This is a genomic window from Paludibacter jiangxiensis, assembly GCF_001618385.1.
Lineage (GTDB): Bacteria > Bacteroidota > Bacteroidia > Bacteroidales > Paludibacteraceae > Microbacter > Microbacter jiangxiensis.
Genome location: NZ_BDCR01000003.1, coordinates 109,325 through 123,006 on the forward strand (window position 1 = coordinate 109,325; position 13,682 = coordinate 123,006).

Annotated in this window: 7 protein-coding genes, 3 tRNA genes and 3 rRNA genes; 4 read left to right on the forward strand and 9 right to left on the reverse strand. The window is 44.1% G+C overall.

The window, feature by feature from the left end; genetic code table 11:
- Positions 1-105: 105 nt before the first annotated feature.
- The 5 genes from rrf to PJIAN_RS06910 all read right to left on the reverse strand — a co-directional run bounded on the left by rrf (position 106) and on the right by PJIAN_RS06910 (position 5,480).
- Positions 106-217: ribosomal RNA gene (gene rrf / locus PJIAN_RS06890) — 5S ribosomal RNA — on the reverse strand.
- 111 nt (positions 218-328) lie between these two features.
- Positions 329-3,213: ribosomal RNA gene (locus PJIAN_RS06895) — 23S ribosomal RNA — on the reverse strand.
- A 313-nt stretch (positions 3,214-3,526) separates the two neighbouring features.
- Positions 3,527-3,600 (reverse strand) — tRNA-Ala (locus PJIAN_RS06900).
- A gap of 88 nt (positions 3,601-3,688) precedes the next feature.
- Positions 3,689-3,762 (reverse strand) — tRNA-Ile (locus PJIAN_RS06905).
- 192 nt (positions 3,763-3,954) lie between these two features.
- Positions 3,955-5,480 (reverse strand): 16S ribosomal RNA (locus PJIAN_RS06910).
- The 16S, 23S and 5S rRNA genes sit together here with 2 tRNA genes alongside, the layout of an rRNA operon.
- A 780-nt stretch (positions 5,481-6,260) precedes the next feature.
- Between PJIAN_RS06910 and PJIAN_RS06915 the strand changes: the two genes are divergently transcribed.
- Entirely contained in the window at positions 6,261-7,223 is a 963-nt protein-coding gene (locus tag PJIAN_RS06915) for a metallophosphoesterase (protein WP_068703445.1), read from the forward strand.
- 79 nt (positions 7,224-7,302) lie between these two features.
- Here PJIAN_RS06915 and PJIAN_RS06920 read toward each other — a convergent pair whose 3' ends face one another.
- The 3 genes from PJIAN_RS06920 to PJIAN_RS06930 form a co-directional block, all read right to left on the reverse strand.
- Entirely contained in the window at positions 7,303-9,360 is a 2,058-nt protein-coding gene (locus tag PJIAN_RS06920; protein ID WP_068703447.1) for an HD family phosphohydrolase, read from the reverse strand.
- 109 nt (positions 9,361-9,469) lie between these two features.
- A complete protein-coding gene (gene ruvC, locus PJIAN_RS06925; protein WP_068703449.1) occupies positions 9,470-10,039 on the reverse strand; it encodes a crossover junction endodeoxyribonuclease RuvC in 570 nt (189 codons plus the stop codon).
- Entirely contained in the window at positions 10,036-10,356 is a 321-nt protein-coding gene (locus PJIAN_RS06930; protein ID WP_153802509.1) for a DUF4286 family protein, read from the reverse strand. Before PJIAN_RS06930 ends, ruvC begins: the two co-directional genes overlap by 4 nt.
- Before the next feature lie 56 nt (positions 10,357-10,412).
- On the opposite strand from PJIAN_RS06930, the gene PJIAN_RS06935 reads away from it, so the two are divergent.
- Positions 10,413-10,486, forward strand: a tRNA-Ala gene (locus tag PJIAN_RS06935).
- 177 nt (positions 10,487-10,663) lie between these two features.
- Here the strand turns inward: PJIAN_RS06935 and PJIAN_RS06940 are convergent.
- Positions 10,664-11,329 (reverse strand): response regulator transcription factor, encoded by a 666-nt coding sequence (locus tag PJIAN_RS06940; protein WP_068703454.1) that lies wholly within the window; start codon positions 11,327-11,329, stop codon positions 10,664-10,666.
- Between the two features lie 913 nt (positions 11,330-12,242).
- On the opposite strand from PJIAN_RS06940, the gene PJIAN_RS06945 reads away from it, so the two are divergent.
- Both PJIAN_RS06945 and PJIAN_RS06950 read left to right on the forward strand, forming a co-directional pair.
- Positions 12,243-12,941, forward strand: a complete 699-nt coding sequence (locus PJIAN_RS06945) for a Bax inhibitor-1/YccA family protein (protein ID WP_068703456.1) — start codon at positions 12,243-12,245, stop codon at positions 12,939-12,941.
- A 12-nt stretch (positions 12,942-12,953) separates the two neighbouring features.
- The gene (locus PJIAN_RS06950) at positions 12,954-13,532 is read left to right on the forward strand and encodes an NAD(P)H-dependent oxidoreductase (protein WP_068703458.1); all 579 of its coding nucleotides are present in this window, start codon (positions 12,954-12,956) and stop codon (positions 13,530-13,532) included.
- Positions 13,533-13,682: the final 150 nt, after the last annotated feature.

Below are 13,682 nucleotides of genomic sequence, written 5' to 3' on the forward strand. Positions count from 1 at the left end.
AAGATACTACTTCTGACGAATAGCAGAAAGATGTAATAATCCAAAATAACTTAAGGGTATAAACGCAAAAACGCTTCACATCATAAGATGCAAAGCGTTTTGTAAAAGTGGCGGCTACCTACTCTCCCACATTGTGTGCAGTACCATCGGCGTAGTTGGGCTTAACTTCTCTGTTCGGAATGGGAAGAGGTGGAACCCCAGCGCTATAGCCACCTAAAAGTTTTCAGTTTCAGGTTGTCTTCAACTGTATATTGTTGACGTATTGGAAAGAGAGTTAACTCGTAAGCTAAATTGGATAGCATTACTATAATAAATAAGAGTTTGAGGAGAAGAAAAGTTTCGGGCGATTAGTACTGCTCGGCTTTGACATTACTGCCTTTACACCTACAGCCTATCAACGTTGTCGTCTTCAACGGCCCTTAGAAGAAATCTCATCTTGAAGTTGGTTTCGCGCTTAGATGCTTTCAGCGCTTATCCTGCCCGAACGCGGATACCCGGCGGTGCCCCTGGCGGAACAACCGGTAAACCGTAGGTTCGTCCAACACGGTCCTCTCGTACTAGTGTCAGATCTTCTCAAATTTCTTACGCCCACAACAGATAGGGACCGAACTGTCTCACGACGTTCTGAACCCAGCTCGCGTGCCACTTTAATGGGCGAACAGCCCAACCCTTGGGACCTTCTCCAGCCCCGGGATGTGACGAGCCGACATCGAGGTGCCAAACCATTCCGTCGATTTGAGCTCTTGGGAATGATCAGCCTGTTATCCCCGGAGTACCTTTTATCCTTTGAGCGATGGCCCTTCCATGCGGAACCACCGGATCACTATGCCCTAGTTTCCTACCTGATCGACTTGTCGGTCTCTCAGTCAAGCGCGCTTATACCATTACACTCTGCTGGCGGTTACCAATCGCCATGAGCGCACCTTTGGGAGCCTCCGTTACTCTTTTGGAGGCGACCACCCCAGTCAAACTACCCACCATACAGTGTCCTTCCATCCGGAAGTTAGAATTCAAATAATTAAAGGGCCGTATTTCAAGGTTGACTCCACCTGCGCTAGCGCGCCTGCTTCACAGTCTCCGGCCTATCCTACACATTAAGTACCCAAATTCAATGTAAAGTTGCAGTAAAGGTTCACGGGGTCTTTCCGTCCCGTTGCGGGTAATCGGCATCTTCACCGATACTACAATTTCACCGAGCTCACAGCTGAGACAGTGCCCAGCTCGTTACACCATTCGTGCAGGTCGGAACTTACCCGACAAGGAATTTCGCTACCTTAGGACCGTTATAGTTACGGCCGCCGTTTACTGGGGCTTCAATTCAAAGCTTCTCTTGCGATGACTTCTCCTCTTAACCTTCCAGCACCGGGCAGGTGTCAGGCCTTATACTTCATCTTTCGATTTTGCAAAGCCCTTTGTTTTTGTTAAACAGTCGCCTGGGCCAATTTTCTGCGGCCAACATTGCTGCTGGCGCCCCTTCTCCCGAAGTTACGGGGCTATTTTGCCTAGTTCCTTAGCTGTGAATCACTCGAGCGCCTCAGTATTTTCTACTTGACCACGTGTGTACGTTTAGAGTACGGGTACCTCATAGATTAACGCTAGCGGATTTTCTTGGAAGCCTGATTAGGTCCTTATCAGATCACCCGAGGGCTCTCTGTACTGTCAGGTTCGACTCAAAGTGCGGATTTGCCTACACCTCTCAATATCTACACCCTTTAACCAACTATTCCGTCAGTTGGCCGGACTTTCACTTCTTCGTCCCCACTTCACTCTATAAGGTAGTACCGGAATATTAACCGGTTCTTCCATCGACTTCCCCCCTCAAGGGGTATGCCTTAGGTCCCGACTGACCCTGATCCGATTAGCGTTGATCAGGAACCCTCAGTCTTTCGGCGGGGAGGTTTCTCGCCTCCCTTATCGTTACTCATACCTACATCTGCTTTTCCTGCCGCTCCAATCCTCCTTACGAAGAACCTTCGACGCTGTACAGGAATGCTCCCCTACCATTCTTATTGAATCCATAGCTTCGGTATAATGCTTATGCCCGATTATTATCCATGCCTGACCGCTCGACTAGTGAGCTGTTACGCACTCTTTAAATGAATGGCTGCTTCCAAGCCGACTTGCTAGCTGTCTCTGCAGTCTGACTTCGTTAGTTCAACTTAGCATTAATTTGGGGCCCTTAGCTGATGGTCTGGATTCTTCTCCTTTCGGACATGGACCTTAGCACCCATGCCATCACTGCCAAAAACCATTTACATGCATTCGGAGTTTATCAGGACTTGATAGGCGGTGAAACCCTCGCATCCAATCAGTCGCTCTACCTCATGTAAACTATAATAACGCTGCCCCTAAAGGCATTTCGGGGAGTACGAGCTATCTCCAAGTTTGATTAGCCTTTCACCCCTACCCACAAGTCATCCGAAAGCTTTTCAACGCTTACCGGTTCGGTCCTCCATTCCGTGTTACCGGAACTTCAACCTGCTCATAGGTAGATCACTTGGTTTCGCGTCTACTCCCACCGACTAATGCGCCCTATTCAGACTCGCTTTCGCTTCGGCTTCGCCCCTGAAGGGCTTAACCTTGCCGGTGAAAGTAACTCGTAGGTTCATTATGCAATAGGCACGCTGTCACACCATAAATGATGCTCCAACCGCTTGTAAGCGCACGGTTTCAGGTTCTTTTTCACTCCACTGTTCGAGGTGCTTTTCACCTTTCCTACACAGTACTTGTTCGCTATCGGTCTCTCGGGAGTATTAAGCCTTACCGGATGGTCCCGGCAGTTTCACACAGGATTTCTCGTGTACCGCGCTACACAGGATACCACTAACAATTGTAAACATTACCAGTACGGGACTATCACCCTCTATGGTACAAAGTTCCATTACGATTCCTGTTCCTTTTACAATCATATGTCGTGGTCCTACAACCCCAACAATGCCGAAACACTGTTGGTTTGGGCTGTTCCCCGTTCGCTCGCCACTACTTAGGGAATCACTTTTGTTTTCTTCTCCTACAGGTACTTAGATGTTTCAGTTCCCTGCGTTCGCACCATCCATTAGGAAAGTAATGCCGCATCACGGCATTGGGTTGCCCCATTCGGAAATCTACGGATCAAAGGTCATTTGCACCTCCCCGTAGCTTATCGCAGCTTATCACGTCCTTCATCGCCTCCGAGAGCCAAGGCATCCACCCTGCGCTCTTACTTACTTTTCTTCTCGTGTGGTTAATTGTTGCCAACTAACCAGCGCTCTTAAATTATTATAGTATCGCTACCTTTTATTTAATTTAACTTTACTCGTTATCTCTCTACTTTTCCAATATGTCAAAGACCTTTTTGATAATGGTTAATTATTAATGTTTAATTATTAATTAACCGCTTTATCAGTGGTGAAACTTTGCGGGGTTGAACCGCTTTTCATTTGATAACCGCTCTGATTATCACTTTCTGACCCCCCTGTGGATCTGAAGTTTCTTGTCAATATGTTTGTTCTTTCTTCTCATCACTCGCTTGTGATGATATTTTTTGTGGAGAATAACGGATTCGAACCGTTGACCCTCTGCGTGCAAGGCAGATGCTCTAGCCAGCTGAGCTAATCCCCCGTTTTAGTAGGTGAGTCAGTCAGGTGGTCAGGTGTGAGGTGAACTCACTTGCTCTCCGTCTCACTTTCTCACTTGCTCGTTTTTTTTGTAGTCCCAGGCAGAGTTGAACTGCCGACCTCTACATTATCAGTGTAGCGCTCTAACCAACTGAGCTATAGGACTGGCTGTTCTTGCGCCTCTTTCCAGGCTCTACTTTCAAGTTCCAAGTTTAAGGTCTAAAGTTTAAGGTTTTACAACTTTCAACTTTGAACATTCAACTTTTAACTCGTATTATATAACAAATGTAGTAAAGGTAAGTTTAATGTATATCTAACCTGTATGTCACTTACTTGCCTTACGTCGTCATCTCTCCAGAAAGGAGGTGTTCCAGCCACACCTTCCGGTACGGCTACCTTGTTACGACTTAGCCCCAGTCACTGGTTTTGCCCTAAATCGCTCCTTGCGGTCACAAACTTTAGGCGCCCCCAACTCACATGGCTTGACGGGCGGTGTGTACAAGGCCCGGGCCCGAATTCACCGCGCAGTGGCTGGTGCGCGGTTACTAGCGAATCCGGCTTCATGGAGTCGAGTTGCAGACTCCAATCCGAACTACGAAAGGCTTTCGAGATTAGCATCCTATCACTAGGTAGCGACCCTCTGTACCCTCCATTGTAACACGTGTGTCGCCCCGGACGTAAGGGCCGTGCTGATTTGACGTCATCCCCACCTTCCTCGCATCTTACGATGGCAGTCTCATTAGAGTCCTCAGCTTAACCTGTTAGTAACTAATGACAAGGGTTGCGCTCGTTATGGCACTTAAGCCGACACCTCACGGCACGAGCTGACGACAACCATGCAGCACCTACACATCTGCTATTGCTAGAAAACCTGTTTCCAAGTTCGTCAGATGCATTTCAAGCCCGGGTAAGGTTCCTCGCGTATCATCGAATTAAACCACATGTTCCTCCGCTTGTGCGGGCCCCCGTCAATTCCTTTGAGTTTCATTCTTGCGAACGTACTCCCCAGGTGGATTACTTATCGCTTTCGCTTAGCCACTAACATTATATCGCTAACAGCTAGTAATCATCGTTTACTGCGTGGACTAAAAAGGTATCTAATCCTGTTTGATCCCCACGCTTTCGTGCCTCAGCGTCAGTTACATTCCAGCAAGCTGCCTTCGCAATTGGTGTTCTGTGTCATATCTATGCATTTCACCGCTACACAACACATTCCGCCTGCCTCATTTGCACTCAAGACCGCAAGTTTCAATGGAAATGTTAACGTAGAGCGTCAACCTTTCACCACTGACTTAACAGCCCGCCACAGCACCCTTTAAACCCAATAAAACCGGATAACGATAGGATCCACCGTATTACCGCGGCTGCTGGCACGGAGTTAGCCGATCCTTATTCGTAGGGTACCTACAAGAGAGTACACGTACTCTTTTTTATCCCCCTACAAAAGAAGTTTACAATCCATAGGACATTCTTCCTTCACGCGACTTGGCTGGTTCAGGCTCTCGCCCATTGACCAATATTCCTCACTGCTGCCTCCCGTAGGAGTCCGGACCGTGTCTCAGTTCCGGTGTGGGGGACCTTCCTCTCAGAACCCCTACTGATCGCAGACTTGGTAGGCCGTTACCCTACCAACTATCTAATCAGACGCATGCCCATCCGTAATCTATAAATATTTAACAACTAATCCATGCGGATCTATTGTCTTATGCGGTGTTAATCTTCCTTTCGGAAGGCTATCCCCCAATTACAGGTAGGTTGCATACGCGTTACGCACCCGTGCGCCGGTCGCCACCAAAGTATTGCTACCTCGTGCTGCCCCTCGACTTGCATGTGTTAGGCCTGTCGCTAGCGTTCATCCTGAGCCAGGATCAAACTCTTCATTGTATAAATTAGTTTTTGTTCCTTGTGATAACTAATATCGCTATTAATTATCGTGTCTTCTCAAGATGACTTCCTTTATTTTATTAAAGGTGTAATTTAAGTAAATTGACGGTTAGCTCTCACACTAACCTTTCCTTATACTACATTTTGTTGTTTCAATTATATTCAAAGATCTCTCGTTTTGACCCCTCGTTTTTTTAGAAGCGAAAGGGACTGCAAAGGTACTGCTTTATTTTGAACTACCAAACTTTTCAGCAACTTTTTTTTCAAAACTTTCTCAGCTTTAAGCCTTAAAAACACCTCCGTGTTTGTCTCTCAAAGCGGATGCAAAGTAACGCCCTTTTTCCGACATTACCAAATCACTTGTGACTTTTTTGCAATAAAAAATTCATTTTTGTTTTACAATGCTGTATTTCAATAACTTAAAATTGGTATACCAGCAAATAGAATGCTAAAAGACTACTACAAAGTAGGTTAAAAGCATATTTTCGACATCATTTCAGATCTTATTTCAGGCCATTTTTTTCGCAAAAATGCTTCAAACAAACTATTTTTTAATCGATTACAAAGGCTTGAACAACGTGCAGCATCTGTCGGCCAAGATTCCGTCGTATTGACCCGTAATTTTATCTCCATTGGAAATTTCAGGCCATTTTTTTCGTAGGTTTCACTCAAAACGAGGAAAGAAAACAGCAAAAATCAGCGATTATTGTCGAATAATTGGAATAACGGGACAAATAAATTGTACTTTTGTGCTTCATTTTTTCTAATCCCACCAATAAAATGAGAACAAACAGAACAAAAATATTCCTTTTTCCAACGCTTTTGACCTTAATTATTCTTCTCGGATGCTGGATCGGGGGGGTATTTGTACATCAAAGCCACCTTCCTCTACCCTCAAACAAGGATTATAATTTCTATTTTGTGACAGATTTCGGCTCCGTCAACGGGCATGGAGCAAAAAAACTGGTGGCTGACCAGATGAATTTATTGGCTCCGAAGGTAAATCCACGCTATATTATTTCCGGCGGAGACAATTTTCATAGTGCTGCAGCGATGACCGTCAACGATACCGTTTGGAAATGGGATTTCGAACAGTTTTTCAAAACCGGATATATAAAGGATATGGATTGGTACCTGGGCCTGGGCAATCACGACTACACCGGCAATCCCCAATGCCAGCTTGAATATGCAAAAACTCATCCGCACTGGATTATGCCTGCTCGTTATTTTACCTTTGTAAAGGAGACCGGTAATGGAGCATCCATCCGTTTCGTGATTCTTGACACGAATCCCTTTCAAACCGACTATATAAAAAAGGGAGGACACGCCGATGCTGCCCATCAGGATACAAAGAAACAATTGCACTGGGCCGACAGCGTACTGGCATCATCGCACGAAACCTGGAAAGTGGTTATCGGACACCACCCCATTATCCATTCCGGATTGTTTACCGGAATAGGATCCGAGCTGCTTGATAAGATCAATCCTTTATTGAAGAAGTATAAGGTGGATATCTATTTTTCAGGTCATGTGCACAGTTTCCAGCACCAGCAGAAAGACAATATTGATTATATAGTAGGGGCCAGCACGTGGAAAGGCCGCATTATCACTCCTGGAATTTATTCCAAATACTGGAAGAACGCCACAGGCTTCACACTATGCTCTGTCGATGCTCGTCGTTTCCGCCTCTATTTTATAAACGAGAAAGGACATATATTATATACGTATAGCAGGGAGAAATAAATATTCTTCATGACACGACAAAGAGAAAGGGACGCTGAAATTATTTCAGCGTCCCTTTCTCTTTATATATGGTCTGTTTTTACAGGTCTTTCTGTGGGGCTGCCGGGTACACAATCCGGCTGTGGTAGATATTGCGGAGTTTGTCTTTAAAAACGGCTTTTGCCGTTTCTATGTCACGCAGGGTAATCGGCGCATCACGGAAAGCTCCCTCGTTGATTTGGGTCTGCACGATACGTTCGACCAGACACGAGATACTTTCTTCTGTATATTCGGTCAGGCTACGGGAAGCGGCTTCCACTGCATCGGCCATCATCAACAGGGCTGTTTCTTTGGTACGCGGATTAGGCCCCGGATAGGTGAACGCTTCATCGTTGGGTGTGACAGCCGGGAACTGAGTACAAAAGCGTTGATAAAAATAGCGTACTTTTCCTTGCCCGTGGTGCATGCGTATAAACTGAATGATTTGACTGGGCAGGTTGTTTTTGGTGGCTATCTTCACGCCCTCGGTAACGTGGTTAATCACAATTTTGGCTGCTGCTTCATCAGGTAACGATTCCAGAGGATTAATACCTCCCACCTGGTTCTCCGTAAAATAGGATGGAGCGGCCATTTTTCCAATATCGTGATACAATGCTCCGGTACGCACCAACAAGGTATTGGCATTAATTTTCTGCGCGGCTTCAGTTGCCAGATTGGATACCTGTAACGAATGCTGGAAAGTCCCGGGTGCCTGCTCCGAAAACCGCACCATCAGGGGACTATTGATATTGGATAGCTCTATTAGTGTAACGTTAGACAAGAACCCGAAGGATTTTTCCACCACGTAAATAAAAGCATAGGCAAACAAGAGCAACAGAGCATTGATACCGAACAAAAGGAATCGCACCCACAATATTTTATCGAAGTTATGATCCTGCACCAAAGAAATACCCAGGTAGCCGACACTATACGTCACAAATATCAGACCTGCGGTTTGCACCAATTGAGAACGCTGCGTCAGATCGCGCAGGCTTGTGATAACAGTCATTCCCGCCGCAATTTGCAGCACCACGAATTCGAACTGAGACGAACGCACCACAAATGACACCATCATAATAGTGATGATATGTGCAAACAGCGCCGAACGCGAATCAAAGAACGTGCAAATCATTACCGGCAACAAAGCAAAAGGCACCAGGTAAATGCTGAAACTCGTAAATGAAATAACGGCAAATGCGCATCCAACAATAAGCGCTATCATCATGACGATGAACAGCATATTTTTAAAGCGCGCAAAAATTTCACGCCGCCGGAATAAGAATATGTATAGAAAAAGAAGCGTCATAAGACCCGTCACAATCAGAATCTCGCCGAGCAAAACAATCCAGGACTGCGTTGTTTCTCCCTGAACTTTGTTCATCGCGGTTTGCAGGGAAGTAAGCACGCGATAGGACGACTCGGTAACGATATCACCTTTGTCGATAATCCGCTCTCCGGTCTGCACAATACCTTCTGTCTGCGACACTGTCCTGAGCAGATCGGACTTTACCTGTTCCGATACGGAAGCATCATAAACAAGGTTGTCGGTAAGGTACGCATTGAGGTTACACGACTGCAATGTTCTGCTACTTAATCCGTCAGTTGCATGAGCCACGATATATTCGTAAGCCGTTTTCACAGTAAACATCTCCGCCAGTGGCACCTGAGTGGCTACATTATTTTTCACTACTGCCACCATCTGCACGTGTTCTTTTTGCACCCTGTCAAAATCTTCGGTTCGCATAATACCCTTACTATAAACATATTCGAATTGTTTACGAATATACTGACGGTAAGGAGTCGCCATCGACAACACCAATGAGCCGGAACGATCCATCTCGGCCATTTTAGTTGAGAACAACGACGGATTAAAACGGAAATAGGGAGTATACTGGCGCAAAACGCTATCCTGCTCAGCTTTGAGCAGTTTGGCATCTTTATAAACAGGGAAATCGAATGCTGCGGTAATCAGTTCGTAGTGCCATGGCTTCCCCACGCTGAAGGTGTAATTAAACCGGTTCTGACGCGGAAAGAACTCCACGATCAAAGCAATGGCCAGCAAAAACAAGGCTATTTTCAGCCACACTTTCTTTTTGCTTTCCTCAAAATTCAGATTCATTTATCAATATTTTAGAAACGACTCACAAATATAGCGATCTGTAAATCCAAAAGTTCAATATCATAAGATCTAAAGGCATCATTAACAATTAATCATTGACAATTAACCATTATCGCACTACTTTGTCTTTGTTTTTTTCCACAAAATCTTTCCATCCACGATATTTTTTATCAGTCACGGGACGGTTAGTCTGATAGAAATGGCAAAGAGCTGCGCCGAGAGCATCAGTTGCATCGAGTCGCGATTGCATATCTTCTGCAGGGATATTCAGAATTCGGCGCAACATTTCAGCCACTTGTTCTTTCGAGGCTTTTCCATTGCCGGTTATTGCCATTTTAATTTTCAAAGGAGCATATTCGGTAATCTCCATATTACGATGAAGGGCCGCTGCCATGGCAACCCCCTGCCCTCTTCCCAGTTTGAGCATTGATTGCACATTTTTGCCAAAGAAAGGAGCTTCAATTGCCAGTTCTGCGGGATGAAACTCATCAATCAGCGAAAGAGTACGCTCGAATATACGGTGCAAGCGGTCATAATGGTCGGATATTTTGCGAAGGTCAATTACCCCCATCGCTAATAATGATGGGCGATTATTTACAATCCGAAGCATACTGTACCCCATTACGGTAGTCCCGGGGTCGATACCCATAATTATCCGTTCACCCGCGACAAAGGTCATACCAAAACCTCCAGTACGGTTGAAAAATAAAGCACTTTGGTTCCGAAACGACGTGTAATATCCAAAGCCATTTGCTGTTCTTTTTCCTTCTGCCAACGTTGCACATTAACCAAAGCTTCGACGGAAAATTGTACCGATATAGAAAAAGAGTCGCCAGCATTCTCGGCTAAGACACGAAAGATACGAACATCAGTAAAGGAGCCATCGGCAGTCATCATCGGAATATACTGTTCGTCAAGCCAGCTTTTCCAATCATCTAAAGCGCTATCTTCCAGGCAAAATGTAGTATTATAGATATACATATTAAAAATTTTCACAAAAGTAGCATTTTATTTGGATTAAAACAGTATCTTTGTGCCGCTAAAAAAGCAATGGGGTATTAGCTCATCTGGCTAGAGCGCGACACTGGCAGTGTCGAGGTGAGCGGTTCGAGTCCGCTATACTCCACTCAGGGACTAAAATATGATTTAGTCCTTTTTTTATTTCCATTCCGATACCACAATATCTTTTGGAATACCGCATCTAACAAAAATAGCCCTTACAGTTCTTGAAACTGTGCGGGCTATTTTCTTTTAGTGTTCACTTATAAACCGGTACACCATTCCGGGTAGAGTAGCATTCAATTCATACCAATTCCTCCATTCTTATAACATGATTCTTAATCGCATGTAATATAATTCCCGTAGTATTTTTCACCTCCAATTTCGACATTATATTCGCCTTATGTGCATCAACAGTACGGGGACTTATAAATAACTTTTCTGCAATTTGCTGTTGATCGAGACCTTTACAAAGCAGTCGAATAATTTCGAGTTCTCTGATAGTCAGAGATGCATCATGCATATTTCTTTTATTCTCACTCTTATTAGGCACAATACGATGCATCAAGATTCGATTAATCAGCTGGGGTGAAAAATAGCACTGGTTCGTCAGCACCATCTCAATCGCAAGCTTTAACTCGTAAGGTTCTACTGTACGCAATAAACAGCCAAACAACCCATTGTCAATTAATTTAATGAGTAACTCATCATTAGCATGATCTGCGAATAATAAAATCTTAATGTCAGGATTGTTTTTAATCAGCTGTTCTGTAATACTGATACCACTATCAGTAAATTCCAGATTCATAATAATGATTTCCGGATGCAGACGGTCCAGCTGCGTCAGTAATTGGGTACAATTAGCAAGTTCAACACATTCAAACTTTGCTTTCATCAAAACTAGTGCCTGTTTAATTCCGGCCCTAAAAATGGCCTGATCATCGACTATACAAATCTTAAACTTAGACATAACTCTTCAGTTGTGTTGAGCGCATCTCAACAGATTGATATTTTTCTCTTTAATAAAATTTCTCATCCTGCTACCGACACTCTGTATAGTCATCTTTGAGAGTAGCAGATGGATTTTGGCTTCAGGCAACACATCTTCGTGTATGTTCAAAATAACCTTTATGAATTTAAGGTCATTTCCAATGCAAGTAGAATAATTTTTCCTCTTTAATTTTTCTTACAACTCATAATATCTTAACTTCAAATAAACCATTAGATCGCTATCGTTTAGAGAGACAAATATTACACCAGGAAATCTGAAGAACTTACCATTCTTTTCAATCCTGATGTACCGTATATTTTATATTCTTCAGATTTACAACGCTATTGGTTATCTATCACCGAACATGCGCTATGCAATTAGACAAGAACTTTTATACGATTTTCATCTCTGCTCATTGAGGATTAACTCATTTAAAAACAAGTCTTTCCACTTATCTCGTATGCAAATATACATACTCAAACAAACAAAAATATTATTTTTCTCATATTTTAATTAATTTTATATTTTACAATAACGCACATTTACGTATTCTCATAAATAAACGCTCTTCAACAAACACAGTTATTTATCTATTATACAGAATACTAAACAATATATAAATTATAAATATCATCAAAAACATACTTTTTACATAACAACAGATCGTAGTCATTTAATACATATTTAACATTATCGCAGTTTTTTACTCATCCATGAATCAATCAACAAACAAGCACAAGTGACTAATTATAAAGCAAATAAACAAATCGCTACAAATTCATTGCCGATCTATTACTATCGGATCACTTGTCCGGTATATATACTGCCCTCATATTTTTCCCGTTTAACTTTTTGCTCATATATTTGCATCGTTACATTCTAACCTTCAAAAATGGGAAACAACGACAAATATTCTGCAAGGCAAATTGCTGCCGAAACGCAACGTTACATCACCAAGGTTTACCTGTGGATGTCGCTGGCTCTGATCATTACCGGCGGCGTGGCGGTATGGACGGCTTCAAGTCCCGATCTTATTGATCTCTTTCTGGGCAACGAATACGTTTTCATGGGACTACTGATTTCCGAATTTCTCCTGGTGGCATTTCTCGCCGGATGGGTCAAACGCATGTCGCCCGAAGTGGCCTCGCTGGTGTTTCTGGGCTATTCGGTGCTCAACGGATTAACTTTCTCTGTCATTTTCCTGACCTTTACCATGTCGTCCATCGCAACCACGTTTTTTATTACTGCCGGAACGTTTGCCGTCATGAGCATATACGGTTATTTCACCAATACCGACCTCACGCGGTGGGGCAATCTGCTGATAATGGCACTTTTTGGCCTGGTCATCGCTTCGTTTGTCAACCTGTTGTACCAAAGCGAAACGCTTGACTGGATCACTACGTACGCCGGAATTTTCATCTTTGTGGGACTGATTGCCTACGACACGCAAAAAATCAAGAAAATGAATATGATCGGCAACGAAGGCTCCGACGACGACAAACGCGAAGCCATTATCGGAGCACTTACGTTGTACCTCGATTTCATCAACCTTTTCTTAAAACTGCTTCGTCTTTTTGGTAGAAAAAAATAAGCATTACACGCAATGAAAAATATATTAATCATCAACGGTCATCCCGACAAAGAAAGTTTGTGCTCGGCACTTGCCAAAGCGTATGCAGCGGGAGTAAAAGAGTCCGGCGCCGAATACAACCTGCTGCATCTCGCCGACCTACAATTCAACCCCATACTGCAACACGGCTACCGCAAGCGCACCGATCTGGAGCCCGACCTGCTGATGGCACGTGAACTGATCGCTAAAGCCGACCATCTGGTTTTCGTATACCCGATTTGGTGGGCTACCGAACCGGCGCTTCTCAAAGGCTTTATCGACCGCACCTTTCTTCCGGGTTTTGCATTTCAGCCGCGAGAAAATTCACCGTTGTGGGATAAGCTGCTGACCGGAAAAACCGCCCAGCTAATCGTAACGATGGATGCTCCCAAATGGTACAACGCGTTGATGTACCGAAACGCCGGAATCGTGGCATTCAAAAAAGGCATTCTGGAATACTGCGGCGTGAAGCCGGTAAAGGTCACCGCTTTCGGACAGGTAAAAAACGCCTCCGAAGCCACCCGCTCGCAGTGGCTCGACAAGGTAAAACAACTCGGACGAGGAGTAAAATAGCATGACTATCTGCACAATGGCCAGCAAAAACCACACAATCAAATTAACATAACTCCGTATCTTTAGGGCGGAGATTAAAAAGCAAATGGCCGACCGGGCTTTAGCCCTGAAAACGTTGCATTTTCTGACCATCGGAGAAGTCATGGCCAA

Coding starts and splice junctions, on each gene's coding strand:
- PJIAN_RS06915 (WP_068703445.1), top strand. CDS start 6,261: ATGAGAACAAACAGAACAAAAATATTCCTTTTTCCAACGCTTTTGACC.
- PJIAN_RS06920 (WP_068703447.1), bottom strand. CDS start 9,360: ATGAATCTGAATTTTGAGGAAAGCAAAAAGAAAGTGTGGCTGAAAATA.
- ruvC (WP_068703449.1), bottom strand. CDS start 10,039: ATGACCTTTGTCGCGGGTGAACGGATAATTATGGGTATCGACCCCGGG.
- PJIAN_RS06940 (WP_068703454.1), bottom strand. CDS start 11,329: ATGTCTAAGTTTAAGATTTGTATAGTCGATGATCAGGCCATTTTTAGG.
- PJIAN_RS06945 (WP_068703456.1), top strand. CDS start 12,243: ATGGGAAACAACGACAAATATTCTGCAAGGCAAATTGCTGCCGAAACG.
- PJIAN_RS06950 (WP_068703458.1), top strand. CDS start 12,954: ATGAAAAATATATTAATCATCAACGGTCATCCCGACAAAGAAAGTTTG.